Origin of the sequence: Pseudomonas sp. A-B-19, assembly GCF_019947515.1 — a bacterium.
GTDB lineage: Bacteria > Pseudomonadota > Gammaproteobacteria > Pseudomonadales > Pseudomonadaceae > Aquipseudomonas.
Genome location: NZ_JAGYGN010000008.1, coordinates 161935 through 185299, shown reverse-complemented (window position 1 = coordinate 185299; position 23365 = coordinate 161935). Strand labels below are relative to the sequence as shown.

The 23365-nt window shown below is 60.7% G+C and carries 27 protein-coding genes and 3 pseudogenes; 17 read left to right on the top strand and 13 right to left on the bottom strand.

Annotated elements, in window-relative coordinates; all coding sequences use genetic code 11:
- Window positions 1-113 precede the first annotated feature (113 nt).
- The gene (locus KGA81_RS11890) at window positions 114-554 is read right to left on the bottom strand and encodes a hotdog fold domain-containing protein (protein WP_223545976.1); all 441 of its coding nucleotides are present in this window, start codon (window positions 552-554) and stop codon (window positions 114-116) included.
- A 166-nt stretch (window positions 555-720) separates the two neighbouring features.
- Here KGA81_RS11890 and KGA81_RS11885 point away from each other — a divergent pair, with 166 nt between their 5' ends.
- On the top strand, window positions 721-1341 hold the full coding sequence (locus KGA81_RS11885; RefSeq protein ID WP_223545975.1) for a TetR/AcrR family transcriptional regulator: 621 nt from the start codon (window positions 721-723) through the stop codon (window positions 1339-1341).
- A 309-nt stretch (window positions 1342-1650) separates the two neighbouring features.
- On the opposite strand, the gene KGA81_RS11880 is transcribed toward KGA81_RS11885, so the two are convergent.
- Complete coding sequence (locus KGA81_RS11880; protein ID WP_223545974.1) at window positions 1651-2781, bottom strand: P1 family peptidase; 1131 nt, start codon at window positions 2779-2781, stop codon at window positions 1651-1653.
- Between the two features lie 138 nt (window positions 2782-2919).
- The gene (locus KGA81_RS11875; RefSeq protein ID WP_223545973.1) at window positions 2920-4023 is read right to left on the bottom strand and encodes an extracellular solute-binding protein; all 1104 of its coding nucleotides are present in this window, start codon (window positions 4021-4023) and stop codon (window positions 2920-2922) included.
- Window positions 4024-4133: 110 nt separating this feature from the next.
- Here KGA81_RS11875 and KGA81_RS11870 point away from each other — a divergent pair, with 110 nt between their 5' ends.
- Window positions 4134-4907 carry a helix-turn-helix transcriptional regulator gene (locus tag KGA81_RS11870; protein WP_223545972.1) on the top strand — a complete coding sequence of 258 codons (774 nt, stop codon included), beginning with the start codon at window positions 4134-4136 and terminating at the stop codon, window positions 4905-4907.
- Window positions 4908-5124: 217 nt separating this feature from the next.
- On the opposite strand, the gene KGA81_RS11865 is transcribed toward KGA81_RS11870, so the two are convergent.
- The gene (locus tag KGA81_RS11865; protein ID WP_223545971.1) at window positions 5125-6066 is read right to left on the bottom strand and encodes a class I SAM-dependent methyltransferase; all 942 of its coding nucleotides are present in this window, start codon (window positions 6064-6066) and stop codon (window positions 5125-5127) included.
- A gap of 263 nt (window positions 6067-6329) precedes the next feature.
- On the opposite strand from KGA81_RS11865, the gene KGA81_RS11860 reads away from it, so the two are divergent.
- The 5 genes from KGA81_RS11860 to KGA81_RS11840 all read left to right on the top strand — a co-directional run bounded on the left by KGA81_RS11860 (window position 6330) and on the right by KGA81_RS11840 (window position 9423).
- Window positions 6330-6947 carry a cytochrome b/b6 domain-containing protein gene (locus KGA81_RS11860; protein WP_223545970.1) on the top strand — a complete coding sequence of 206 codons (618 nt, stop codon included), beginning with the start codon at window positions 6330-6332 and terminating at the stop codon, window positions 6945-6947.
- Complete coding sequence (locus KGA81_RS11855; RefSeq protein ID WP_223545969.1) at window positions 6944-7729, top strand: molybdopterin-dependent oxidoreductase; 786 nt, start codon at window positions 6944-6946, stop codon at window positions 7727-7729. Before KGA81_RS11860 ends, KGA81_RS11855 begins: the two co-directional genes overlap by 4 nt.
- 53 nt (window positions 7730-7782) lie before the next feature.
- The gene (locus KGA81_RS11850; protein WP_223545968.1) at window positions 7783-8052 is read left to right on the top strand and encodes a pentapeptide MXKDX repeat protein; all 270 of its coding nucleotides are present in this window, start codon (window positions 7783-7785) and stop codon (window positions 8050-8052) included.
- A gap of 240 nt (window positions 8053-8292) precedes the next feature.
- Entirely contained in the window at window positions 8293-8700 is a 408-nt protein-coding gene (locus KGA81_RS11845; protein WP_223545967.1) for a response regulator, read from the top strand.
- Window positions 8701-8760: 60 nt separating this feature from the next.
- Window positions 8761-9423 (top strand): HAD-IA family hydrolase, encoded by a 663-nt coding sequence (locus tag KGA81_RS11840; RefSeq protein WP_223545966.1) that lies wholly within the window; start codon window positions 8761-8763, stop codon window positions 9421-9423.
- A gap of 104 nt (window positions 9424-9527) precedes the next feature.
- On the opposite strand, the gene KGA81_RS11835 is transcribed toward KGA81_RS11840, so the two are convergent.
- Window positions 9528-10187, bottom strand: coding sequence for a methyltransferase family protein (locus KGA81_RS11835; RefSeq protein ID WP_223545965.1), 660 nt, complete (start codon window positions 10185-10187; stop codon window positions 9528-9530).
- A gap of 216 nt (window positions 10188-10403) precedes the next feature.
- Between KGA81_RS11835 and KGA81_RS11830 the strand changes: the two genes are divergently transcribed.
- Entirely contained in the window at window positions 10404-11336 is a 933-nt protein-coding gene (locus KGA81_RS11830) for a pyridoxal-phosphate dependent enzyme (RefSeq protein WP_223545964.1), read from the top strand.
- Between the two features lie 53 nt (window positions 11337-11389).
- Here KGA81_RS11830 and KGA81_RS11825 read toward each other — a convergent pair whose 3' ends face one another.
- Window positions 11390-11710, bottom strand: a complete 321-nt coding sequence (locus KGA81_RS11825) for a DUF2388 domain-containing protein (protein WP_223545963.1) — start codon at window positions 11708-11710, stop codon at window positions 11390-11392.
- 189 nt (window positions 11711-11899) lie between these two features.
- Between KGA81_RS11825 and KGA81_RS11820 the strand changes: the two genes are divergently transcribed.
- Window positions 11900-13009: an NAD(P)/FAD-dependent oxidoreductase gene (locus tag KGA81_RS11820; protein ID WP_223545962.1), complete on the top strand. Its 1110-nt coding sequence runs from the start codon at window positions 11900-11902 to the stop codon at window positions 13007-13009.
- 72 nt (window positions 13010-13081) lie between these two features.
- Window positions 13082-13678 (top strand): DinB family protein, encoded by a 597-nt coding sequence (locus KGA81_RS11815; protein WP_223545961.1) that lies wholly within the window; start codon window positions 13082-13084, stop codon window positions 13676-13678.
- On the opposite strand, the pseudogene KGA81_RS30075 reads toward KGA81_RS11815, so the two are convergent.
- Window positions 13599-13909: pseudogene (locus tag KGA81_RS30075) on the bottom strand (LysR family transcriptional regulator). The gene KGA81_RS11815 and the pseudogene KGA81_RS30075 overlap by 80 nt on opposite strands.
- A gap of 241 nt (window positions 13910-14150) precedes the next feature.
- Window positions 14151-14243 (bottom strand): annotated as a pseudogene (locus KGA81_RS11805) (LysR family transcriptional regulator); the annotation flags it as partial.
- A gap of 1 nt (window position 14244) precedes the next feature.
- Between KGA81_RS11805 and KGA81_RS11800 the strand changes: the two are divergent.
- The 3 genes and pseudogenes from KGA81_RS11800 to KGA81_RS11790 all read left to right on the top strand — a co-directional run.
- Window positions 14245-14625, top strand: a pseudogene (locus KGA81_RS11800) (aldo/keto reductase); the annotation flags it as partial.
- 2 nt (window positions 14626-14627) lie between these two features.
- Complete coding sequence (locus KGA81_RS11795) at window positions 14628-15425, top strand: SDR family NAD(P)-dependent oxidoreductase (RefSeq protein WP_223545960.1); 798 nt, start codon at window positions 14628-14630, stop codon at window positions 15423-15425.
- Between the two features lie 26 nt (window positions 15426-15451).
- Window positions 15452-15862 carry an SRPBCC family protein gene (locus tag KGA81_RS11790; RefSeq protein WP_223545959.1) on the top strand — a complete coding sequence of 137 codons (411 nt, stop codon included), beginning with the start codon at window positions 15452-15454 and terminating at the stop codon, window positions 15860-15862.
- Window positions 15863-16007: 145 nt separating this feature from the next.
- Here KGA81_RS11790 and KGA81_RS11785 read toward each other — a convergent pair whose 3' ends face one another.
- The 3 genes from KGA81_RS11785 to KGA81_RS11775 all read right to left on the bottom strand — a co-directional run bounded on the left by KGA81_RS11785 (window position 16008) and on the right by KGA81_RS11775 (window position 18941).
- Window positions 16008-17405, bottom strand: a complete 1398-nt coding sequence (locus KGA81_RS11785) for a sensor histidine kinase (RefSeq protein WP_223545958.1) — start codon at window positions 17403-17405, stop codon at window positions 16008-16010.
- Window positions 17383-18066, bottom strand: a complete 684-nt coding sequence (locus KGA81_RS11780) for a response regulator transcription factor (protein ID WP_046043625.1) — start codon at window positions 18064-18066, stop codon at window positions 17383-17385. The genes KGA81_RS11785 and KGA81_RS11780 overlap by 23 nt, the downstream gene beginning before the upstream one ends.
- 269 nt (window positions 18067-18335) lie before the next feature.
- Window positions 18336-18941 carry a glutathione S-transferase gene (locus tag KGA81_RS11775; RefSeq protein WP_223545957.1) on the bottom strand — a complete coding sequence of 202 codons (606 nt, stop codon included), beginning with the start codon at window positions 18939-18941 and terminating at the stop codon, window positions 18336-18338.
- 369 nt (window positions 18942-19310) lie between these two features.
- Between KGA81_RS11775 and KGA81_RS11770 the strand changes: the two genes are divergently transcribed.
- Both KGA81_RS11770 and KGA81_RS11765 read left to right on the top strand, forming a co-directional pair.
- Window positions 19311-19715, top strand: coding sequence for a TraR/DksA family transcriptional regulator (locus KGA81_RS11770; protein WP_007935965.1), 405 nt, complete (start codon window positions 19311-19313; stop codon window positions 19713-19715).
- Between the two features lie 235 nt (window positions 19716-19950).
- Window positions 19951-21558, top strand: a complete 1608-nt coding sequence (locus KGA81_RS11765) for a methyl-accepting chemotaxis protein (RefSeq protein WP_411736551.1) — start codon at window positions 19951-19953, stop codon at window positions 21556-21558.
- 35 nt (window positions 21559-21593) lie between these two features.
- On the opposite strand, the gene KGA81_RS11760 is transcribed toward KGA81_RS11765, so the two are convergent.
- Both KGA81_RS11760 and KGA81_RS11755 read right to left on the bottom strand, forming a co-directional pair.
- Window positions 21594-21824, bottom strand: a complete 231-nt coding sequence (locus KGA81_RS11760; protein ID WP_223546053.1) for a hypothetical protein — start codon at window positions 21822-21824, stop codon at window positions 21594-21596.
- Window positions 21825-21984: 160 nt separating this feature from the next.
- Window positions 21985-22233 carry a hypothetical protein gene (locus KGA81_RS11755; protein ID WP_223546051.1) on the bottom strand — a complete coding sequence of 83 codons (249 nt, stop codon included), beginning with the start codon at window positions 22231-22233 and terminating at the stop codon, window positions 21985-21987.
- Window positions 22234-22667: 434 nt separating this feature from the next.
- Here KGA81_RS11755 and KGA81_RS11750 point away from each other — a divergent pair, with 434 nt between their 5' ends.
- On the top strand, window positions 22668-23117 hold the full coding sequence (locus KGA81_RS11750) for a hypothetical protein (protein ID WP_172435400.1): 450 nt from the start codon (window positions 22668-22670) through the stop codon (window positions 23115-23117).
- A complete protein-coding gene (locus KGA81_RS11745) occupies window positions 23117-23320 on the top strand; it encodes a hypothetical protein (RefSeq protein ID WP_223530986.1) in 204 nt (67 codons plus the stop codon). The genes KGA81_RS11750 and KGA81_RS11745 overlap by 1 nt, the downstream gene beginning before the upstream one ends.
- Window positions 23321-23365 lie beyond the last annotated feature (45 nt).

Below are 23365 nucleotides of genomic sequence, written 5' to 3'. Positions count from 1 at the left end.
GGCTTGCCGGCGAAAGCGGTGTGTCAGCCAACAACCACGGCGACTGACACGATGCCTTCGCTGGCAAGCCAGCTCCTACAGGGATCGGTTGTTCGTGAGCGCCGGGGCAGTGCTTAAGTCAGCTTCACATTCATGGTAATCCGCGCCGTGAACACCTTCTTGCCCTCGGCATCGTGAATGTCCACCGGCACGATCTTGTCGCCGTCGGTGGTCCAGTCCACGGCATCCCCCGCGGCCACCGCCGTCACATCGCTCTTGGCCTTGGCCAGGTATTCGACGGTCATGCCTTTGGGTATCCAGCGCGCGCCGGCGGGAATGGAAACGTCGGTCATCATCCCGGCAGCCAGCTCGGCGGCATTGCACATCGCTATCGCATGCACCGTCCCCAAATGATTGGTGATTTCCCGGGCAAACGGAACCTGCACGGTGGCCGAGCCTTTGCGCAAATCCTTGACCAGCGGGTTGATGGTGGAGAAGTAGGGTGCCACCTGGCAGGCCATTTGGCTGAACGCTTGCGGGCCTGCGCTGTTGAACATGCTGAGGAACTGACTCATTTTTGATGCCTCTTGAGGATGACGATTTACAGAATAGTATTCTGTAACGGAATAATATTCCGTGACGGAACAGTATTCCGTTCGTTGGAAATCTGTCAACCTAGCGCCACTTGTTCGTTGGCAATCGCCAGCCCCCACCGATGACTTTTCCGGACTGTTTTTACGCATGGAAACCACCGACCTGCTCGAACGCCGCTACCCCGGACGACGCGCCGAACTCAAGCGCGACATCTTCAGAAAGGCCCTGGGCCTGTTCAACGAACAGGGGATCGAGGCCACCACCATCGAAATGATCCGCGCCGAATGCGATACCAGTGTCGGCGCGATCTATCACCATTTCGGCAACAAGGAAGGTTTGGTGGCGGCGCTGTTTTTTACCGCCCTGGATGATCAGGCGCGCCTGCGCGACAGCTACCTGGCTGATGCGCAAACCACGCAAGCGGGGGTGCACGCGCTGGTGCACAGTTATGTGGATTGGGTCGACAGCCAACCGGAGTGGGCACGGTTCCAGTACCACGCGCGGTTTGCCGTCACCAAGGGACCGTTCAAGGACGAACTCGCCACCCGCAACAAGGCGCGCAACAAGCAGTTGCTCGAGTGGCTGGGCGCGCACGGTAATGAGCTGGGGAGTTTTCCGGCGGAATTGATACCGTCGTTGATCGTCGGCCAGGCAGACAGTTACTGCCGCGCCTGGTTGTCGGGCCGGGTCAAGGGCAGCCCGAAGGTGTACCGGGACATGCTGGCGGAGGCGGCATGGCGGTCGCTGTGCATCGCCGATACCCGCTGAAAATCCCCCTGTAGGAGCTGGCTTGCCAGCGAAAGCGGTGTCCCTGCCAACAACGGTGGCGAATGACACGACGCCTTCGCTGCGATGCTGCGACCCGACAAGCCAGCTCCTACAGGCGAAATGTGTGTTTTTCAGAGGTAAAAAAGAGCCTCAAAGCTCTTGATGGGGAGGAAGTGGAGCCGAGAGGCTCAAGATGCGCGTGAAGCAGGCGGTGAGCTTGGTAGGGGTTCAGTGCACTCACCACCTACGCAGCGGCTTGAGCAAGCAAGCGGCTGCGCAGGTTCATCCTAGAAAGACCGAGTGTTGTACTCAAGTACCGCTAGTCGCATCCCCCGGCCAACCGGCGCGACGCAACGCCTTGAGCAAGGTTTCGGCATCCAGCCCCGGCACCCCATGCCCGTTGCCTTCGGCGGTGTCGGCGGCGAGCAAGGCATTGATGATGGCTTCTTCCACGGCTTCGGTGGCGGCCAGGAACAGCTCGCTGATGTGATCGTTGTTGACCATGCTCAGGTTGTCGGTGGTCGTTGCTTTTTTGCTTTCATAGGCGGCCGGCGGCACGTGATCGTTACCGGTGGCGAAGGCGATGAAGATGTCGCCGCTGTGGTCTTCATTGCCGCCGCCGGTGCGGGCCAGGCCGAGGCTGGCGCGCTGCGCCAGGCGGGTGCACTGGTGCGGCAGAAACGGCGCATCGGTGGCCAGGCAGACCACGATCGAACCCATCCCCGGGTGGGGCAGCGAGGCCTTGAGGAACGGCGAATCGACCTGTTCCATGTAGCGCCCGACCGGGTACCCGTCAACGCGCAGTTCGTTGCGAATGCCATGATTGGCCTGGACGATCGCGCCGACCGTCCAGCCACCCTGGGCGCTGTTCAACCGGCGCGACGCAGTGCCGATGCCACCCTTGAATTCGTGGCAGATCATGCCGCTGCCACCGCCGACATTACCTTCGGTTACCGGACCGCCCGCCGCCGAACAAACGGCCTGGGCCACGTGTTCCGGCTTGACGTGAAAGCCGTTGATGTCGTTGAGCAGGCCGTCGAAGGTTTCCAGTACCACTGGCATGTTCCAGTAAAGGCGCCCGTCATCCGGTTGCTGCTCGCGGTCGAGCACGATCAATGCATCGCGCACCACGCCCAGACTGTGGGTGTTAGTGAAGGCAATGGGGCTGGTCAGCAAGCCCGCTTCGCGAATCCACTCCAGCCCCGTGGCATCGCCGTTGCCGTTGAGCACATGCACGCCGGCAAAGCATGGTTGCCCGCTGGTGGAACCGGCACGCGGTTCGATGACGGTGACGCCGGTGAGGATGTCGCGGCCGGTGGCAGTGCGTCCTCGTACATTGCTGTGGCCGACCCGAACGCCGGGGACGTCAGTGATGGCGTTGAGCGGGCCGGGTTGCAGTTGGCCGATAGGGATATTCAGGTCGCGGGCACGTGGTTTCATGGGTTTTCTCATTTTCGATTCGTGGCAGAAAAATGCGGTCAACACCTGTAGGAGCTGCCGAAGGCTGCGATCTTTTGATCTTGAAAAACTGCTGATCGACAAAAACAAAAATCAAAAGATCGCAGCCTTCGGCAGCTCCTACCGGCCGTTTTTGACCTTGCTCCACACCCGCGTGCGCACCCGTTCGGTGGCTGGCGGCAGGGGCTGGAGGGTGAACAGGGTGGCCATGGCTTCGGCTGGCGGGTAGACGGCCGGGTTGCTGCGGGTCGCTTCGGCAACCAGCGTGGTCGCGCTGCGGTTGCCGTTGGGGTAGTTGAGGTGGTCGCTGACCGGGGCGATGACTTCAGGGCGCATCAGGTAGTCGATGAAGGCCATCCCTTGTTCCGGGTGCGGAGCGTCCTTGAGCAGCACCAGCGTGTCGAACCACACCGGAGCGCCTTCCTTCGGCAAGCTGTAGGCGATCCTCACGCCGTTACCGGCCTGCTCGGCGGTGTTCCTGGCTTCGAGCATCGCGCCAGACCAGCCGACCGCCACGCAGATATTGCCGTTGGACAGGTCGCTGATGAACTTCGATGAGTTGAAGTAGGCAATGTGCGGACGCAGTTTGAGCAGCAACGCTTCGGCCTTCTTGTAGTCCTCGGGGTTGGTGCTGTTGGGCGGCAGGCCGAGGTAGTGCAGGGCAACCGGCAGCATCTCCGACGGCGAGTCGAGCATGGCCACGCCGCATTCGCCGAGTCTGGCCAGGTTCTCTTCCTTGAACACCAGGTCCCATGAATCCACCGGCGCCTTGTCGCCCAGCGCCGCGCGCACTTTGTCGACGTTGTAGCCGATGCCGTTGGTGCCCCACAGGTAGGGCACGGCGTACTGGTTGCCCGGATCGTTGTTGGCCAGTTTCGCCAGCAGGTCGGCGTCCATGTTCTTGAAGTCCGGCATCTGCGCCCGGGGCAATGGCGCCAGAGCACCGGCCTTGATCAGCGTGGGCAAACTGAAGTTGCTGGCAACCACCACGTCGTAGCCGCTGCGGCTGGTGAGCAGTTTGCCTTCGAGCACTTCGGCGCTGTCGAAGGTGTCGTAGACCGGCGCAATCCCGGTGTCACGCTTGAAATCCTGCAGGGTGGTGGGGCCGATATAGTCGTACCAGTTGTACACGTGCACGGTCTGGGCTTGGACGGCAAAGGCCGGCAGCGACGCCGCCAGGCAGGCGCCAAACCCCAGATTGAAATACAAGCGGTGACGACTCATGATGCGGCACTCCTGGCCTGTTGCGGCCGGTGGTAATCAGGAGTTTGCAGCGTATCGACCGGGGTGGCCTTCACCCATTCCCATCATGGGTTACTCGAAAGGGGTAGTGCGTGGACGCGTTGTTGAAAGAGTTGCCGGTGCACCAGGGGCTGGCACGGGTTTTCACGGCAGTGGGGCGGGACAGCTTCTGGCGTGCGCTGGTCGATACCCTGCGCTTGCTGGTGCCGCTGGACAATGCGCTGGTAGCGCTGATGCGCCCGGGGCATGTGCCGCGCCTGCTGATTGACTTAGATGCCATGGGCAGCACCGACGAGCATGAAGAACTGGCGGATTACAGCGCCGGCATGTACCTGCTCGATCCGTTCTATCAAGCCGCCTGCGCCGGCATCGCCGACGGCTTGCACAGCCTCGAATCGGTGGCCCCCGACCAGTTCCAGCACAGCGAGTACTACCTGAGTTACTTCAGCTCCGTGGTCGGTGGGGACGAGTTGCAGTTCATGGTCAACGTCGACGGCGCCGTGCTCGGCCTGTCCCTCGGGCGTTCGACGCGCTTCAGCCTCGAAGAGCAGGGCCGCTTGCTGTGCGTGCGTGACTGGGTGCTGGCGGCGATGCGCCGACACCTGGATTTGCTGCCGCCGCAAGGGCCGGCCGCCGAACCACCGGCCGGTGATCTGGCCAGCCTGCTCGATCGCTTCGACGCGCGCCTGACGCTACGGGAAATCGAAACTGCGCGGCGGATTCTCCAGGGCTTCTCCAGCAAGGCCATCGCCCAGCAAATGGGCATCTCCCCGGAGACGGTGAAAGTGCACCGGCGCAACCTCTATCACAAGCTCAATGTGAACGGGCATGGCGAGTTGTTTGCGCTGGTGTTGCAGCCGCGCTGAGATCCCGGTCTGAAGACCGCGGGCTTCGCCAGCCCCTACGGAGCTGTGCATACCGCCGTAGGAGCTGGCTTGCCAGCGAAGGCGGTGGATCAGGCGACATGGAGGCTGGACGTGCCGGCCTCTTCGCTGGCAAGCCAGCTCCTACAACGTTATGTGGTGTTCCCGGCATTGGTGCCTTGCTGCGATCCCTGTAGGCGCTGCCGCAGGCTGCGATCTTTCAGCTCTGCAGCGTAAACACCAACGCTTTCAACCCACACTGGACATCAGCATCCGGAAACTCCGGCGGATTCTCCAGCCGCTGCACGAACCGCAAGCTCGGCGCCTCACGGGTCACGCCGTCGATCAGGAAGTCGGCACCAAACGCCGGGTCGTTCATGCAGGCCAGTACGGTGCCTTGAGGGCTGAGTAATTCCGGCAACCGGCGCAGTACGCGCTGGTAATCCTTGGTCAGCAAAAAGCTGCCTTTCTGGAACGACGGCGGGTCGATGATCACCAGGTCGTACGGCCCCTTGCCAATCACCTTGCCCCAGGATTTGAACAGGTCGTGACCGAGGAAGCTGACCTTGCTCATGTCGTGGCCGTTGAGCCGGTGGTTGTCGCGGCCACGGTTCAAGGCGGGGCTCGACATGTCGAGGTTGACCACATGCGTTGCGCCGCCTTCGATGGCCGCCACCGAAAAGCCGCAGGTGTAGGCGAACAGGTTCAATACCCGCTTGCCCTCGGCATTGGCGCGGACCCACTCGCGGCCGTAGCGCATGTCGAGGAACAGCCCGGTGTTCTGCTTGCGGCCCAGGTCGACCCGGTATTTCAGACCGCCCTCAGTGATCGTCAGTTCGTCGATTTCCTCCCCCAGCAACCACTCTGTGGTGCTTTGCAGCAGGTAGCGATGTTGCAGCAACAGCGTGTGGGCGCCGGATTGGGCCCATTGCTCAGACCGGGTGACCGTCATCAGCACCTGTTTCAGGTCTTCCAGTTGCGCCGCTTCCGGCTCCTTGAACAGCGCCACCAGCACCACACCCTGCAGCCAGTCCACGGTCACTTGCTCCAGCCCCGGCCAGCAGCGGCCACGGCCGTGGAACAGGCGGCGGGTTTCGGCAGGGACGGTGGCCAGGGCGGTCAGCAGGTGCTGGTTGAGGGTGGCGAGGGCTTCAGGGTTCATCGGGTCGGGTCGGTCATTTGTGGGGGGCGGCATTTAACCATAATTGCGCCATCGGCGGACCAGCACAAACCCCTGTAGGAGCGAGCTTGCTCGCGATGGAGTGTCAGGCGCCGCTGTGTTGACTGATACACCTTCGCGAGCAAGCTCGCTCCTACAGGTACCCGGCGGCAGTTATCACGATTAATTTAACTTTACGTGAGGATTTGGCGATCTTCCGGCTCCCATACTCGGCTCCAACGAACAACAACAATCCGGAGCCGGACATGTCGCAGACCACTGCTTCACCCAAGTCCACTCATCCACGCTGGCTACGCCTGACCCATTGGCTCAATGCCCTGGCCGTTCTGGTCATGGTCACCAGCGGCTGGCGCATCTACAACGCCTCGCCGATCTACGACTTCAGTTTTCCCAAGTCGATCACCCTTGGCGGCTGGCTCGGTGGCGCGCTGCAATGGCATTTCGCGGCGATGTGGTTCCTGGCGATCAACGGCCTGATCTACCTGGCCTTCAACCTGTTCAGCGGACGTCTGAAACGGCGTTTCTTCCCGGTTTCACCCAAAGGCGTGCTGCAGGACCTGTGGGCCGCCTTGCGCGGAAAACTCGGGCATGCCGACCTCAGTCATTACAACCAGGTGCAACGGGTCGCTTACCTGTTCGTGATGGTCGACATCTCGCTGCTGGTGCTCTCCGGGCTGGTGTTGTGGAAGTCGGTGCAGTTCCCGCTGTTGCGTGAATGGCTGTTCGGTTATGAAGGCGCGCGTCGTGTGCACTTTTTCGCCATGGCGCTGTTGGTGGCCTTCGTGGCAGTGCATCTGCTGATGGTTGCGCTGGTTCCGAAAACGCTGTTGGCCATGATCGTCGGCCGCAAGGAGCAGGTATGAAAAAGCGCATTCAGGTCCCCGGGCTGGACGAGGCTTCTATCCTCACCGACGCCCGCAAGATCCTCGCCCCGCAAATCGAAGACCGCTCGCGCCGCTCGTTTCTGCTGCGTGGCCTGACCCTCGGCGGCGTGGCCATGCTGTCCGGCTGCAACATCACCGACAACGAAAGCGTCGAGACTGCGCTGTCATCCATGTCGCGCTTCAACGATCGGGTGCAGGGCTGGCTGTTCAACCCCAATGCGATGGCGCCGACCTATCCGGCGTCGATGATCACCCGGCCGTTTCCCTTCAATGCCTTTTACGGCATCGACGAGGCGCCGGTGGTGGAGGAGGAGGGTTATCGCCTGGAAGTCACCGGCCTGGTCGCCGACAAACGCAGCTGGCGCCTCGAAGAGCTGCGCGCCATGGCCCAGACCGAGCAGATCACCCGGCACATTTGCGTCGAAGGCTGGAGCGCCATCGGGCGCTGGGGTGGCGTGCGCTTCAGTGACTTCCTCAAGCGCATCGGCGCCGACACCGATGCCAGATACGTCGGTTTCAAATGCGCCGACGACTACTACACCAGCATCGACATGGCCACCGCCCTGCACGCGCAAACCCTGCTGACGCTGACATATGACGGCGCGGTGCTGCCACGCGAATACGGTTTCCCGATGAAGCTGCGCATGCCCACCAAGCTTGGCTACAAGAACCCCAAACACATCCAGGCGATTTTCGTCAGCGACACCTACAGCGGCGGCTACTGGGAAGACCAGGGCTACAACTGGTTCGGTGGCAGCTGATGAACGCCCGAAACATTCACCGTCCGTAAATCCACGCTCCAAGGAGTTTCATCATGAAAAAGTTGACCACCGTTGTTCTGTCCATGTGCCTGGCCGTTGGCGCTGCCTCTGTATTCGCAGCCGACACGATGAGTAACGACAGCATGAGCAAGGATTCGATGTCCAAGGACGCCATGTCCAAGGATGCGATGAAAAAAGACGCGATGAAGAAGACCGACTCCATGTCCAAAGACAGCATGTCCAAGGATGCAATGTCCAAGGACTCAATGAAAAAAGACGCCACGTCCAAGGATGCAATGAAAAAAAGCGAAATGTCACAGTAACTCCAGACACCACAGACCCTGTGGGAGCGAGCAAGCTCGCTCCCACACGGATTTTGCAAACGCCACAGATCTCCGTAGGAGCTGGCTTGCCAGCGAAAGCGCCCACGAGGTCACTACAAAATCCGGATCGGTCACCTGGCTGCATCAAAAATGAATTTCCGTCGAGTCCGCTGCTCATACCTTTAAGGTAGCGGGTCAGAGCCCGCGAAATCATTGAGGCTATCAGGGGGCGGCACGGTCATGAGTCGAGTACCGACGGCGGGTGGAGATCTTCCTGGCGGGTTGATTCTGGTGGTTGAAGACGACCCGCTGATTCTGGATTTTCTGTGTGAAATTCTTCAGGAGGAAGGTTTTGTCGTTGCGCCGCAAACCAGTGCGGACGCGGCAGTGATGTATCTGGAGCAGCATGCGCCGGAGGTGGGCATGCTGCTGACGGACATCACCATGCCCGGCACGCTCAATGGCGCGGACCTGGCGAACCAGTTCGGCGATCGCTGGCCGGACAAGCCGATCATGATCATGTCCGGTTTCGAAACCCCTGAAAGCGCAGGCGTGCGGCATGAGGTCTCCTTCATCAAGAAACCCTGGATGATTGGCGGGCTGCTCGATTGTGTGGGCCAGACCTTCAAGTCCAAACGACTCAACTGACCTGCGCGCAGGTGTTACATTGCCAGGCAAATCCGTCTGGCACCTGCGAGGTTCTTTTCCTTGTCTGATCACACTGTTTTCAACTCGACTTACCGTGCCTTTCTGTTCGACATGGATGGCACCGTGCTGACATCCATTGCCGCCGCCGAGCGGGTCTGGGCAACCTGGGCGGTGCGCCATGGCGTCGATGTCGACACTTTCCTGCCCTCCATCCACGGCGCCCGCGCCGTCGACACCATCAGGCGCCTGGGCTTGCCCGGGGTGGATGCCGAGGCCGAAGCCGCGTGGATTACCGAAGCGGAAATCGACGACGTCGACGGGGTATTGGAAGTGGCTGGCGCGGCGAAGTTCTTGCGGTCGTTGCCTGCCAGCCAATGGGCCATCGTCACTTCCGCCCCGCGGGAACTGGCGTTGCGGCGTATGGCGGCGGCGGGGATTGTCCAACCCGCCGTCATGATCACCGCCGAGGATGTGACTGCCGGCAAGCCGGACCCCGCCGGTTACCGCCTCGCGGCTCGGCGCCTGGGTGTCGAGCCCGGACAGTGCCTGGTTTTTGAAGACGCCACGGTGGGGATTCTGGCGGCCGAGGCGGCGGGGGCGGATTTGATGATTGTCACGGCGACTCATGAGCAGCCGATCAAGACGTTGCATGGGACGTTAGCAAGTTATGAATCGGTGGGGGTTCAGGTGGATGCCGGTGGTCTACGCCTGCACGCCGTCTAATGTGGGAGCGAGCTTGCTCGCGATAGCAATTTTCCAGTCACATCAATAGTGAACAGGTTGACGCCATCGCGAGCAAGCTCGCTCCCACAGGGGCCTGTGTTCCTTCAGTAAAGTCCCGGGATCAGCCGCCAGGAGCGGGCGCAATAGGCCTCGTATTCGCTGCCGAACTGCGCCCGGAGCAAGGCTTCTTCCGAGTGAATGCGCGCGATCAGCGGGATCAGCGTCAGCGCCACCAATATCAGCCCGACAGCAGAACGAAAGGCCAGTGCCCAACCCATGCCGATGACCATCATCCCCAGATAACTGGGGTTGCGCAGGTTGCGGTAGATCCCGTCGGTGACCAGCCGATGCCCCGGTTGAATGGCCACCAGCCCGCTGAAGCGCTTGCCCAGCACAAACACCGGCCACAACCGCAGCGCGCCGCCGACGACGAACAACAGTGCGCCGAGCCAGCGCACGCCTTCACCGCCAAAGGTCCAGAAATCGATGCGGTCGGTATAAGCCGGCAGGAACCCGCTCAGCAACCCGATCACGCCGAAGGCCGGAATGACCCAGCGGTTGTCCCGGTCTTCGCGTTCCCCCGAACTCAGGTTGACCTCGGTGAACAGAGAAACGACAGCCATGATCAGAGTGGCCAGGGCAACGACGACCAATGAGCCGTGGCTGAAATAGGCTGCGAAACCACCCAGTCCCCAGATCGCCAGGGCGAGGTAGGCGAGGGTGCTGACGACGGCGAAAAATGCCAGTTTTGCCGAAATTTTCATGGTGCCTCCGGGAACAGGCTTACGCAGGAACTGCCGTAGGCTGCGATCTTTTGATCGTTCTTTGGCCTTCGAGTTTCCATCTGTAAAAGATCACAACCTGCGCCGGACCGCCGGGACGGTCGCCCGCAGGCCTGGTGAACTAAGCTTGGGAGAGTGGACCGTTCACCGTCGGCTCGCACGAGTTCGACGAGCCGGTGGCGTGAAACAGGAGCCTGTATGCTTCACATCCGCACGCCTTTGATCCTGCACCCTGGCCTGTCGACCCCGACCCGCCGTATCTGGCTGAAACTGGAAAACCTGCAACCTGGCGGCTCGTTCAAAATACGCGGCATCGGGTTGCTGTGCAGCCGGGCGGCGCAGCAGGGCAAGCGCAAGGTGGTCTGTCCCTCCGGCGGTAACGCGGGGCTGGCCACGGCCATGGCCGCTGCATGCCTGGGGCTCAAGGCATGCATCGTGGTGCCGCACACCACGCCACAAAGCACCCGGGCGCGGATCAGCAATACCGGCGCCGAGGTGATCGTGCACGGCAAGGTCTGGGACGAAGCCAATCTACGGGCACGGGAACTCGCCCAGGACCCACGCAGTGAATTCGTGCCCGCCTTTGACCACCCGGTGTTATGGGAAGGGCACAGCACCCTGGTCGATGAAATCCTTGAAGACTGCCCGCCAGTGGATGTACTGGTGACCTCGGTGGGCGGCGGTGGCTTGCTGGCCGGGTTGCTCACCGGCCTGATCCGTCATCGGCACACCGATTGCCGCGTCGTGGCCTGTGAAACCGAAGGCGCGGCGTCTTTCGCCGCGGCGGTGGCGGCCGGGCACCCGGTCAAACTGCCGAAAATCGACACCGTCGCCACGTCCCTGGGCGCCGCGCAGGTGGCTGCCTGGCCGGTCAGGCACATCGGCGATTTCTCCCATGAGTGCGTGGTGCTCAGTGATGATGAGGCGATCATGGGCGTGGTGCGTTACGCCAATGATTTGCGTCAGCTAGTCGAACCGGCGTGCGGGGTTTCATTGGCGATTGCCTACCTGGACCACCCGGCGATTGCCGACGCCAATGACGTGGTGATCGTGGTGTGCGGCGGGGTGAGTATCAATGCGCAACTCGTGGCCGGGTGGGCACGCTTGTCCACTGGCACGCACGCGAGGTAGGGCCGCAAACGCTATCCCGGTGTCACAAGCCCCACCACTGGCGATGACGATCTTCAGTGACCGGCGGTAACGCCTTCCTGGACGAGGATGGCGCGGGCCAGGTCTTCATCGCTTGCGTTGTTGAGGGCGGGGTTGTCCTGACGGACTTTTTTCAACAGTGCCTCCAGATAAGCACCACGAATCGCACCGCCGCTGGCGACGAAGCTGGAAGCGTCATCCCGGGCGGGAATCATGAGTTTGTCGTCTTTGAACGTTGAGTACAGCGAAGCGGAAACCCCGGCGGAAGTGGCGACATCACCAGCATCCACTTTGGCCAGAGCGGAACCGGCGGGCAAACAAAGTAGCAGGGACGAAAGGATAAACATGCGGCGCATGATGGTGTCCTCCAACAGCATGGAGCATAAGGGAAATACCACATAGTTTAGGATGCGTGGCAGTCGCCTGGAGTTCCCTGGCACTGCCGACTGTGCATTTGGACGGGGACTTCATGGCCTTGTCACTGGCGATTTTCTCCAGCCTGATCGACTATCGGCAGCGTGAACGGGTGTGAGAGGGCAGGGGCGTTGAACGTCGATATTCAAAGCGTGGTGATCGGGGCTGGCGTCGTCGGATTGGCAGTGGCCAGGGCCTTGGCCATGAGCGGGCGCGAAGTGCTGGTGGTTGACGCGGGCGGGGGCATCGGCACGGGCATCAGCTCGCGTAACTCGCAAGTGATTCACGCCGGTATCTATTACCCGGGCGGCAGCCTCAAGGCGCGGTTATGCGTGGAGGGCAAGCAGCTTCTCTACGCTTATTGCGATGAGCGCGGCGTTGATTGCCGACGCATCGGCAAGCTGATCGTGGCCACCGATGAGCCGCAGCGCTCGGCTTTGCAGCGTCTGTTGGCGCAGGGGCGTCTCAATGGTGTCGATGACCTGCAATGGCTGGATGGCGCACAGGCCCGGGCGCTTGAACCGGCGTTGTCCTGCGTCGCGGCACTGTGGTCGCCGTCTACCGGCATCGTCGACTCCCACGCCCTGATGCTGGCGCTTCAGGGGGATGCCGAGCGGTTCGCCGCGACGCTGGCCTTGCGCACACCGCTGCTGTCGGCCCGTTGCATGGAGCAGGGCTTCGAGCTGCGCATGGGCGGCATTCAACCCATGACCCTGCGTTGCCGCGAATTGATCAACTGCGCGGGGCTGTCCGCGCCCGAGGTGGCGCGCGCTATCGTCGGTCTGCCCGGGCACTTCATTCCCCGGGCGCATTTGTGCAAGGGCAGTTATTTCAGTTTCAGCGGCCGGGCGCCGTTTCGCCACCTGGTGTATCCGGCCCCGGAGAGCGCGGGACTGGGTGTGCACATGACGCTCGACCTGGGTGGCCAGGCGCGCTTCGGGCCGGATGTCGAATGGGTCGAACACGTCGACTACCGCGTCGAACCCCGCCGGGCCGCAGGATTCTATCAGGCGATCCGCCGGTATTGGCCGGGTTTGCCGGACAACAGCCTGCAACCGGCCTACAGCGGCATTCGCCCGAAAATCAGCGGACCGACGGAGCCGGCCGCCGATTTTCTCATCAGCGGGTGCGCCGTACATGGTGTGCCGGGGTTGGTGAATCTGTTCGGCATCGAATCACCGGGGCTGACCAGCTGCCTGGCGCTCGCCGAACAGGCAGTAAAACGCCTGGACGACCGATGATCAGGGCTGGCACTGCCTTGCGGGTATTGGGTCTATGCTAGGGAGTGCGCTTACTGCCATCGGAGAACTCTGATGATCACCGTACGCACTGCCTGCCTGCTGGCCGATTACAAACGCTGGGCCAATCAGCGCCTTTTTGACAGCCTCGCAGCGCTCCCTCCGGGCGAAGTCAAAAAAGAACGGGTGTCGGTGTTCAAAAACATGATCGGCACCCTCAATCACGTCTACGTGGTCGATTGCATCTGGCAGGCGCACCTTGAAGGCCGGGGGCATGGCTTCAAGACCTCACACGACCTGCTGCATTCCGATCTGTGCGAACTGCGCATGGCGCAAAAAGAGATCGATCGCTGGTACTGCGACTGGAGCGCCCGGCAAACCGATGCCTCCCTGGACAAGCCCCTGGAATTCACCTTTGTCTCGGGCGAAAGCGGCACCATGAGCGCCGGCGCGATGTTGATGCACGTGGTCAACCACGCCAGCTATCACCGTGGCTGGGTGGTGCAGATGTACTTCGAGATTCCGGCCATGCCACCGGTGACCGACATGCCGGTGTATTTGCGCGAGGCCGAGCCGGTAATCCTGCAGTCGATCAATTCCCCGATAGTGGCGCCGCCATGTGCTGTGCAATTTTCGAGCGCAACCAGCGTTCTGCCGGATCGTTATCGTTGACCCCGTTCCAGACCATCGACAGTTCGGACAGCTTGATATCGAACGGCGCGTCGTCTGCCCGCAGTTGACTGCTGCCTTCGTCAGATCGCGCAACTTTGCCAGCGACGCGCTGACAGCGGGCTGGCCGAGGAACAGCTTTTCCCCGGCCCGGGTCAGGTTCTTCTCGAACATCAGGGTTTCGAAAATCACCAGCAGGTTCATTTCCACGCGGCGCAGGTCGTTGCGGTTCATGGTGAAGGGCTCGCTGGGGTTTGGGGTCTTTTCAGTAAAACACCAAACCCTGCGGAATCTGGAATTCGCTGAATACCTGTGGGAGCTTGCTCGCGATCGCGGTGGATCAGCCACATGGATGCTGGATGTGCCGCCGCCATCGCGAGCAAGCTCGCTCCCACAGGGGATCTCCAGCGAGTACAAATGCTGCGTACGACACCAATCGATTGTGGGAGCGAGCTCGCTCCCACAGTGATGAGGTGGATTCAGGCTTCGTCAGCACCTTCCTGAATGACTCCACCAGAGGCCGCAGGTTGATCCGGTGCCACGCCGCCCATAAAGGCGCGGTGAAGTTTGATCTGAGCGAAGCGCAGTCGGACGGTTTTCTGCTGGCGGGTCGCTACACTCTTCTGGGCCATGAACGCGCCTTACAGCGCTTGATGGACGTTGCCCTGGCGCAGAACCTCGAGATCGTGGTCGGCGGCCCGTACAGTTCGGGCATTCTGGCCGGTGGCGCACACTTCGAATACCTGAAGGCCAGCCCGACGATCATCGGCAAGGTCGAGCAGATCAAACGCATCGCGGCGGTCCACGGCGTTGATATCAAGGCTGTGGCGTTGCAATTCTCATTGGCCAACCCGGCAGTGGCCGCGGTGATTCGCGCTGCGTTCTGGCAGGCGATGCGTGAGGCGAAGCTGGTTTCCGAGCGTGCACCCTTACCCCTCATTGGAGCTTGAACATGAAGATTGATTTGAGCGCAAAACTCGCGATCGTCAGCGGCAGCACCGCTGGCATTGGCCTGGGCATCAGCCAGGCACTGGCCGAGGCCGGCGCCACGGTGGTGGTGATCGGCCGCGAAACGGCCAAGGTCGAACAGGCGTTGGCGAGCATTCGCCAACGCGTACCCGGCGCGCAATTGCGCGGCGTGACCGCCGACCTCGGTACCGCCGAAGGCGCCGAAAGATTGTTCGCAGCCGAGCCTCGGGCGGACATCCTGGTGAACAACCTGGGGATCTTCAACACGGTGGATTTCTTCGACGCCCCGGACAGTGAGTGGACACGCTTCTACGAGGTCAACGTGATCTCCGGCGTGCGTCTGTCGCGGTATTACACACCGCAGATGGTCAAGCAGGGCTGGGGGCGGGTGATCTTCCTGTCTTCGGAATCCGGCGTGGCGACACCGGCGGACATGATCAACTACGGCGTGACCAAAAGCGCCAACCTGGCGGTGTCCCATGGCCTGGCCAAGCGCCTGGCCGGCACCGGCGTGACGGTCAACGCGATCCTGCCCGGCCCAACCTTTACCGATGGCCTGGAAGACATGCTCAAGGACGCCACCGCCGAATCCGGGCGTAGTGCCCGGGACGAAGCCGATGCGTTCGTGCGCAAGGCCCGGCCGACCTCGATCATCCAGCGCGTGGCGGATGTCGAAGAGGTCGCCAATCTGGTGGCCTACATCGCTTCGCCGTTATCCTCGGCCACCACCGGTGCTGCCTTGCGGGTCGACGGCGGTGTCGTCGACAGCCTGGCCATCTGAATCTTATTGATTAGAGAGAATATTTCATGGCAACAGCATCAGCCTTCATCGACATCCCGGCTTCGGCCGAACAGGTCTGGCAATTGATTGGCGGTTTCAACTCGCTGCCGGACTGGCTGCCGCTCATTCCCAAGAGCGAACTCAGCGAAGGCGGGCGGGTGCGCAGCCTGCAAACGGCGGACGGTGCGGTGGTGGTCGAACGCCTGCAAGCCTTCGACAACGCCGGCAAAACCTACAGCTACTCGATTTTGCAGGCACACTTTCCGGCGACTGATTATCTGGCGACGATCAAGGTTCAAGCCCAAGGCGAGGGCGCGCGGGTGACCTGGTCCGGGCGGTTCGAACCGGTGGGTGTGAGCAACGAAGAAGTGGAGGCGTTGTTTAACGGTATCTATCAGGGTGGGCTTGAGGCGCTGCGGGCCAATTACCCCGCCTGATCCCCCCAGCGGAAAACACCACCAATCCCCTGTGGGAGCGAGCTTGCTCGCGATAGTGGCGTGTCAGGTGATACATTTTTACCTGATACACCGCCATCGCGAGCAAGCTCGCTCCCACAGGTTTTGTGTCAGTTCAGGCAGATTTTTATCGGGCTTGAGGAATCAGACTCTCCCGACAATCGAGCACCAGCTGCGCGCCACCTAGTTCGCTGGTGCCCACCTCCAGGGTGAACCCGTGCAGGCTGACAATCGCCGCAACGATAGACAGCCCCAGCCCGAAGCCGCTTTTTTGATTGCCCGCTTCGGCGCGATAAAAACGCTGGAACACCGCCTCACGTTCCGCCTCGGGAATGCCCGGGCCGGAGTCGAGCACTTCGATCCGCGTGTGCCCGTCAGCATTGACCCCGCGCAGGGTCACCGCGCCGCCGGGCGGGGTGAATTTGATCGAGTTGCTGAGCAGGTTCGCCACCGCTTCGAACAGCAGTGCGCGGTCGCCATGGAGGGGGGGCAATGACGCGGGCAGGTGCAGTTGGAACGCCAGGCCGCCGTCTTCCGCCAGGGGCAGATAGAACTCATGCAGCTCTTGCAACAACGACACCGGGTCCAATTGCACGAATCCGGAGCGACGTTGGCGATCTTCCAGTTCGGAAATCCGCAACAAACCACGGAAACGCGCCATCAACGTGTCGGCCTCGGCCAGCACCAGGTCCAGTTGCATGGCCTGCGGTGAACCTTCGCCGGCTTGCTGCTGCATGCGGTAAAGCTGCGCGCGCAGACGGGTCAGGGGCGTGCGCAGGTCATGGGCGATGTTGTCGCACACGCCCTTGACCTCGTTCATCAAGCGCTCGATGCGTTCGAGCATGGCGTTGACGATGGCGGCGAGCATGTCCAGTTCGTCACGCCGGTTGGACAGTGGCAAACGCCGGCTCAGGTCGCCAGCGACGATGGCTTCGGCGCTGGCCTGGATCCCGCGAATGCGTCGCAACGGCCGGCGCCGCAGTAAAGACCAGCCGACGATGCCCGGCACGATGGTCAGGGTCACTCCCCAGAACAGGGCGTGAAGGATGATCCGGGTGACGGCGAACAGCGAGCCGTTGTCGCGAACCAGAATCAGCCACCAACCGTCGCGGGTCTGGGTCGCCACGGCGTCGCAGCTGTCATTGGGCAGGGTCGGGTCGTCGGACTCGGCGCAGTCGCTGAGCGTGTGGATCTTGCCATCGAGCGGCAAGCCGTCCGGAATGTAGCGCAGGGCACCGCTGAGGTAACGGTGCCGGGCATCGAACAGGCCGTAGGCGTCGATGCCACGGATATCGAAGGTCATGCTGACGGCGAGGGCGTCCACCAGTTGCTCGCCCGAGAAGCGCGAAAACAGGTGCTGGCGTTGCATCAGCGAATGCTTGGCCAGGTTGTCCAGGTAAGCGGAAACCTCGTAGTACATGACCCCCATGAGGATCCCGCTCCAGATCACGAACAGCGAACTGTAGAGCGCCAGCAAACGGCTGCTGGAAGAGCGCCAGCCTTTAGACGGGTTCGGCAATGACATAACCCGAGCCTCGCACGGTCCGAATCAGTGGGGCATTGCCAGGCGGGTCGATCTTCTTGCGCAGACGGCCAATGTGGACGTCGATCAGGTTGGTGCCGGGGTCGAAGTGGTAACCCCAGACTTCTTCGAAAATCATCATCCGCGAGAGGATTTGCCCGGTATTGCGCATCAGGAATTCCAGCAGTTTGTACTCGGTGGGCAACAGCGTCAGCAGTTGACCGTCGCGGCTGGCTTCGTGGCTGATCAGATTGAGCTCCAGATCCGCCACCCGCAGGGTAGTGGCCTGGGCGGTCACGGTGTTCTGCCGGCGCAGCAGGACTTCGACCCGGGCGGCCATTTCATCGGTGGCGAAGGGTTTGGTCAGATAGTCGTCGCCGCCGGCACGCAAGCCGCGCACGCGCTCATCGACGTCGGACAGTGCGCTGATCATCAGGATCGGCGTGGCCACACCCATGGTCCGCAGCGTGGTGACAATCGCCAGGCCATCGAGCTCGGGCAACATGCGGTCGAGGGTGATCAGGTCATAGTTGCCGTTGACCGCACGTTCCAGCCCCTCGCGGCCATTGTCGACCCAGTCGACGTCGAGACCGTGGCTACTCAGTTCGGCGACAATTTCCCGGGCGGTCACGGCGTCGTCTTCGATGGTCAATATGCGGGTCATAGAGCTGGCCTGATAAACAGTTCATTACGAAGTTGCGAGCATTTTGCCAAGAATTGCCCGCGACTTAATAAATTAACTTTCATCTAGCTCGCGATAGCGGGCTGACAGGCAATTCATGTGTCGACTGACACGACGCCATCGCGAGCAAGCTCGCTCCCACATGGATTGAGGTCGTACACAAATTCCACGTACGACGCAGACTACTGTGGGAGCGAGCTTGCTCCGGGCGGCGTTCCGACGATGACGGCAGATCAGGCACAATGAATCGGTCAGTCAATCGGCGTACTGATAAACACCTCAAGCCCCTCGGCATACGCCGTGAACGCTGCGATCCGCGGAAACTGCGCCGCACTCACCTGATCCGGCACTACCAGATTGGTGAAGCTCCAGGCTACGGCCAGGGTAATGCCGTCCTGCTCTATCGAACCGTCAGTCTTCAGCGGCTGCTTTTCCAGCTCCCGCTCCAGCGCCGAATAGGCCGCCGTCAGCTGTCCTTCGACCCGCTGCACCCAGGGTTCGAATTGAATCTCCGCCGGCCGCAAGTTGCGTTCGTAGTAAAGCTGCACGGACTTTTCGCTGGCGGCCAGCGCCAGGCCAATCAGGCGCAACGCACGCAGGCGCTGACCCGGTTCGACGGGCATCAGGCTGTTTTCGGTCAGGGTTTGGAGGTAGTCGATGATCAGCGTCGAATCCATCAACACCTCACCGTCATCCAGCACCAGCGTGGGCGCCTTGACCACCGGGTTGATCTGCTGGAATTGTTCGAAGTGGCGGAACACCGAGACCGATCGGTGTTCCAGGGCGATTCCCAGGCATTTGGCGGAAATGGCCGCGCGCCTGACATAGGGCGAATCCAGCATACCGATCAGCTTCATGGTCCTTTCCTTTATATGGCCATTTCGGGAGGGACAACCTTAGCTGAGGTTCGCAGCCCTGCAAATGACCGTGAATATGCCCGGTACAGGCCGTTTGTCATCTATATACAGCCGTTGGACTGAATTTCTTGCTATAAACGCACTCCGATTACCGCCTCAAAGCCTGCCGTAGAGCATTTTCAGGGCTTTGTCGGACAAATTCGCTGTCTTTTCAGTTGCTGAGGCCTCAAGTCGGCCTTAGACTGCCGCCCCTCGTAAATTGAGTGCCGGGTGGCGCTTGGAACAAACGGCGCCTTTCCGATGGCCTGCCCAGGTCAGCCGGAACGCTCCCTTATTCGCCTTAATGCACGTTTTTTTATAGAGATATCAATGACAAAGGACAAGTTGCTGGCCATGCCGGCGGATGACTACATGAATGCCGAGCAACATGCTTTTTTCTCCGAGCTGTTGCAGAACATGAAAGTCGAAACCCATGAGCGCATCGAACAGAATCGCATTGCCATCGAAAGCCTGGACACTCCGGCTGATCCGGCAGACGCGGCTTCGGTCGAAGAGGAGCGCACCTGGCTGGTGAACGCGATCGATCGCGACCAGCGCATGCTGCCTCAGTTGGAACAAGCCCTTGAGCGCATCAAGGAAGACAGCTTCGGCTGGTGCGACGACAGCGGCGAGCCGATTGGCCTCAAGCGCCTGCTGATCAGCCCGACCACCAAGTACTGCATCGAAGCTCAAGAGCGTCACGAGCAAATCGACAAGCACCAGCGTCAGGCCTGATTCTGCGAGGCAGTCCATCAAGGTGGACTGCCTTTGAAAAGATCGCAGCCTGCGGCAGCTCCTACGTAATTGAAGTAGGGTGCTGTTGCAGGCTGCGATCTTCGTTTTCTGCCGTCTTCGATTTCCCGGTTGTTCTATTGATCTGTTGCAGCATTCGCGACTAAAGGCTCATGGATAATGGCTTTATAGTGGCGTTTAATGCGAAGACAACAATTAGAAGCTTTCCGGGGTAACGATGATGACGAGAGACGGGTCTCTGGTTGCGGCAGTGCCCGCACCCGTGCTGTTGCCGAAAAACCGCTGGCTGACGCCAACGCTGCAAAGCATCGCCCTGATGCTGTTGTTAAGTGGCATGTCGCTGGGCGGATGGCCGCTTTACCTTGGCCTGCCCCTGGCCGTATTGATTGTCTGGCTGCCTCGCCTGCGCTCGCGCGCGACCCCTGAGGCTGCTTGCCCCGTCAACGCCGATGCCATTGGCGAGTTGACTCGCGATCTTTCCTACACCACCAGCCATAACGCGCTGTCAGCTGCTGGCGTGGCGTTCTCGGTTCGGCAACTGGCGGACAAACTGCAATCGCAGCTCACGGCGGCGGCACAGATCGTCAGCAACGCCGAGGTCATGATCACCACCGAACAGGCCACCTCGACGCTCAGTCGCCAGGCGCTGAGGGCCGCCAGCGAGGCTCATCAAAGTGGCGCGGTGGGGCGTACGGAACTGATCGAGTCCATTGCGCGCATGCATCAGCTCAGCCAGCGCGCCAGCAACAGCCGTGAACTGATCGAAGCCTTGAGCCTGCGCAGCGATGATATTCAGCGCGTGACCCTGGTGATTCAGTCCATCGCCAGCCAGACCAACCTGTTGGCGTTGAACGCAGCGATAGAAGCGGCGCGGGCGGGGGAGCACGGCCGCGGGTTTGCAGTGGTGGCCGACGAGGTTCGCGGGCTTGCCGCACGCACGGCGACTGCCACGGGCGAAGTGGGCGAAATGGTGGCCGACATCCAGCAACGCACCGCGCAGGTGGTGGAGCAGATCCGCCAGCTGTCCAGCGACCTCGACACAGGGGTCGAGCAGGTCGAACAGACGGGACAGCACCTGGAGAACATTGCCCGTCTGGCGGCCAGTGTCGAGTCCCAGGTCGGAGAAATTGCCCAGGGGGCTGACACCAACCGTGAACAGCTCGACAGCCTGTTCCACGCCATCGAACAGATGCGCAGCGACCTGGCGGTCAGCGACCAGCAGACTCAACGCCTGGCCCATGCGGCGGTGCAAATGGAAGGGCAGGCCGAAACCATCAGCGAGCGTCTTGCCGAGGTGGGGCTGGATGACTATCACCAGCGGATCTATGACCTGGCACGCGAAGGCGCTACGCAGATTGCAGCGCGATTCGAGGCGGATATCGATGCCGGTCGAATCAGTCTCGACGATCTGTTCGACCGCAATTACCAGACTATTCCCAATACCAGCCCGGCCAAGTACCAGACGCGTTTCGACCGCTACACCGATCAGGTTCTGCCAACGATCCAGGAACCGTTGTTACCGCGTCACGAAGGATTGGTGTTCGCCATCGCCTGCACTCAGCAGGGTTATGTGCCGACCCATAACAAGGCGTTCAGCCAGCCGCTGACCGGGGACGCGCAGGTCGATGCCTTGCAGAACCGGACCAAACGCAAGTTCGCTGACCGCACTGGCATCCGCTGTGGCAGCCATCAGAAGGCCGTGCTGCTGCAAACCTATACACGCGACACCGGCGAGTTGATGCATGATCTCTCGGTACCGATCATGCTCAAGGGCCGGCATTGGGGCGGTTTGCGCCTGGGCTACAAACCGGAAAAGCCGCGTTAGAAAACCTGGGCTGTCGGGCACCGCCAACCCGATAATCAGACTATCAGCGCGCCCGCATCGACCGCCGCCTTCAGTTCCCTGGCCGATTCCCGGGCCGCATTGGTGGCGACATCCGGGGTTTTGAACCAGCGATCTTTCTCGACCTGGTGATACGTCACTGTCTTTAGCGGTGGTTTGGCTCGCATGACAATCACGGCCTGGAATTCACCGTCGATTTCTCTGGCTTCACCCCGGATAAAAAACTCGCCGATATCAAATTCCGTCACGTTGCAGATTTCCCCTGGAAATACATTGTTGTTGTCAACGCGACCCGATTTTTGCGGATCCGTTTTTTTGGGCTGGCAGTATGGCAGTAGTTGCCCGTCGACAGCTGAGATAAGTCGGCGGGCAGACGAAACGTCAATGGGGATGAGTGCGGCGGGCATGTCAACAATTTGATTCAAGAAACCGGGCGAGGGCGCAGGCTTCATTATGATCCGCTCGGAAACCTCTTACGCAGCCTGTCGAAATATCCTTGATATGAAAGAAGGCAATGCCTGCCATCACCACCCGAAATCGCGGGCGGGCCGGGACATCGAGACGCGGTTCATGGGGGCGCAAGCGTATCGGGTGCGAGATCGGTGGTGTTTGCGTGTCAGGCATCAAGGGATAGGCAAAGTGAGTCAGCGTGCACATATGAAGTCCTTTTCGTGGTTTTATCGACGTATGTACGTCGTTTTGGCTAGTCTCCAAGAGCATCGCTGCTCTAGAATTACCCTCACTGGTGGGGAATCGATGTTTATCTAAAGCAATTTTTTGCGGACGATATGTAGGAAAAGATTTTTTCTTGATGAGATTTTTCCCCGAAGTTGATAGTCCATGATTTTCTGGCATCAGGAAGGGTGTTTTCCTTCAGCCTGTGACGAACACCAGGCAGGACGACGCGAGTGACGTTCCAGTAGTCTTCTCAAGCTTCGTGATGAGTGAGCGCACTGCTCATTCAGGACTTCAATCCGGGTTCTTTGGCGACACCTTCGGCATTGCCGCTTTTTTGGCTGTGCGTTTATTTTTCGCGCACGGCACCATTTTTCAGATATGGGGATGTTTCCTTGGCAGTAAGTAATCTCGATATGCATGCTTTGTTCGTACTGGGTGATTTGCGCGCAAAGCTGGTCAAGCAGTTTCAGTCACGTTTCGTTTACATCACCGAACAGAACGCTGAAGGCATCTACATTGCCGAAATCGACACCGAATCAGCCCTGGTGGTGGACGACAAGCCCGGACTCAAACTCAAGGTCGGCGATCATTTCAGCGCGTCCGTGCTGCCCAGTCGTGAAGGCGGCAAGCTGGACATCAGGTTCCGCGACATCAAACTGACGGTTTACGGAATTGGCGATTACGCCTTCGTGACCACGGCCGACGGTCAGGGGATAGTGTTCAAGGAAGGTCACAGCGTGGTGATGGTGTTTGCCGCCCATCAACAGCTGCAGGAAGGCCTGACCAAGACTCTCAAAGCCGTGACCGCCAAAGCGGCCAAGTGGCGCAAGGGCGAACTGGTGACCTTCAAGGCCAGCGAGTGATGACCCTGACCCGCGCCGATTTCCACGAACAGAACCTGGCCAGCGCTCAAGACGAAGCGCGGCGGCTGTTCGGGCAGAAGGTCATTCTGCAAGGAGCCTGGCTGAATTGGGTGGCGTCACAGCTTTACCAACTGCAACCGGCGGCATACGCCAGCATGGTCAGGCGCGAGCTGATGCGTTTGCAGCAAACCTGCGAAAACTGATCCACGCACCTCGAAAGCAGGAACCTCTACTACAGTCAGTGAACT

Excerpts from the sequence above, each read along its gene's own strand:
- KGA81_RS11830 (WP_223545964.1), top strand. The coding sequence starts at position 10,404 with ATGCTTCACATCCGCACGCCTTTGATCCTGCACCCTGGCCTGTCGACC.
- KGA81_RS11845 (WP_223545967.1), top strand. The coding sequence starts at position 8,293 with ATGAGTCGAGTACCGACGGCGGGTGGAGATCTTCCTGGCGGGTTGATT.
- KGA81_RS11865 (WP_223545971.1), bottom strand. The coding sequence starts at position 6,066 with ATGAACCCTGAAGCCCTCGCCACCCTCAACCAGCACCTGCTGACCGCC.
- KGA81_RS11875 (WP_223545973.1), bottom strand. The coding sequence starts at position 4,023 with ATGAGTCGTCACCGCTTGTATTTCAATCTGGGGTTTGGCGCCTGCCTG.
- KGA81_RS11815 (WP_223545961.1), top strand. The coding sequence starts at position 13,082 with ATGATCACCGTACGCACTGCCTGCCTGCTGGCCGATTACAAACGCTGG.
- KGA81_RS11750 (WP_172435400.1), top strand. The coding sequence starts at position 22,668 with ATGCATGCTTTGTTCGTACTGGGTGATTTGCGCGCAAAGCTGGTCAAG.
- KGA81_RS11745 (WP_223530986.1), top strand. The coding sequence starts at position 23,117 with ATGACCCTGACCCGCGCCGATTTCCACGAACAGAACCTGGCCAGCGCT.
- KGA81_RS11790 (WP_223545959.1), top strand. The coding sequence starts at position 15,452 with ATGGCAACAGCATCAGCCTTCATCGACATCCCGGCTTCGGCCGAACAG.
- KGA81_RS11755 (WP_223546051.1), bottom strand. The coding sequence starts at position 22,233 with ATGTGCACGCTGACTCACTTTGCCTATCCCTTGATGCCTGACACGCAA.
- KGA81_RS11765 (WP_411736551.1), top strand. The coding sequence starts at position 19,951 with ATGATGACGAGAGACGGGTCTCTGGTTGCGGCAGTGCCCGCACCCGTG.
- KGA81_RS11885 (WP_223545975.1), top strand. The coding sequence starts at position 721 with ATGGAAACCACCGACCTGCTCGAACGCCGCTACCCCGGACGACGCGCC.
- KGA81_RS11795 (WP_223545960.1), top strand. The coding sequence starts at position 14,628 with ATGAAGATTGATTTGAGCGCAAAACTCGCGATCGTCAGCGGCAGCACC.
- KGA81_RS11775 (WP_223545957.1), bottom strand. The coding sequence starts at position 18,941 with ATGAAGCTGATCGGTATGCTGGATTCGCCCTATGTCAGGCGCGCGGCC.
- KGA81_RS11890 (WP_223545976.1), bottom strand. The coding sequence starts at position 554 with ATGAGTCAGTTCCTCAGCATGTTCAACAGCGCAGGCCCGCAAGCGTTC.
- KGA81_RS11860 (WP_223545970.1), top strand. The coding sequence starts at position 6,330 with ATGTCGCAGACCACTGCTTCACCCAAGTCCACTCATCCACGCTGGCTA.
- KGA81_RS11835 (WP_223545965.1), bottom strand. The coding sequence starts at position 10,187 with ATGAAAATTTCGGCAAAACTGGCATTTTTCGCCGTCGTCAGCACCCTC.
- KGA81_RS11780 (WP_046043625.1), bottom strand. The coding sequence starts at position 18,066 with ATGACCCGCATATTGACCATCGAAGACGACGCCGTGACCGCCCGGGAA.
- KGA81_RS11825 (WP_223545963.1), bottom strand. The coding sequence starts at position 11,710 with ATGCGCCGCATGTTTATCCTTTCGTCCCTGCTACTTTGTTTGCCCGCC.
- KGA81_RS11850 (WP_223545968.1), top strand. The coding sequence starts at position 7,783 with ATGAAAAAGTTGACCACCGTTGTTCTGTCCATGTGCCTGGCCGTTGGC.
- KGA81_RS11785 (WP_223545958.1), bottom strand. The coding sequence starts at position 17,405 with ATGTCATTGCCGAACCCGTCTAAAGGCTGGCGCTCTTCCAGCAGCCGT.
- KGA81_RS11770 (WP_007935965.1), top strand. The coding sequence starts at position 19,311 with ATGACAAAGGACAAGTTGCTGGCCATGCCGGCGGATGACTACATGAAT.
- KGA81_RS11880 (WP_223545974.1), bottom strand. The coding sequence starts at position 2,781 with ATGAAACCACGTGCCCGCGACCTGAATATCCCTATCGGCCAACTGCAA.
- KGA81_RS11855 (WP_223545969.1), top strand. The coding sequence starts at position 6,944 with ATGAAAAAGCGCATTCAGGTCCCCGGGCTGGACGAGGCTTCTATCCTC.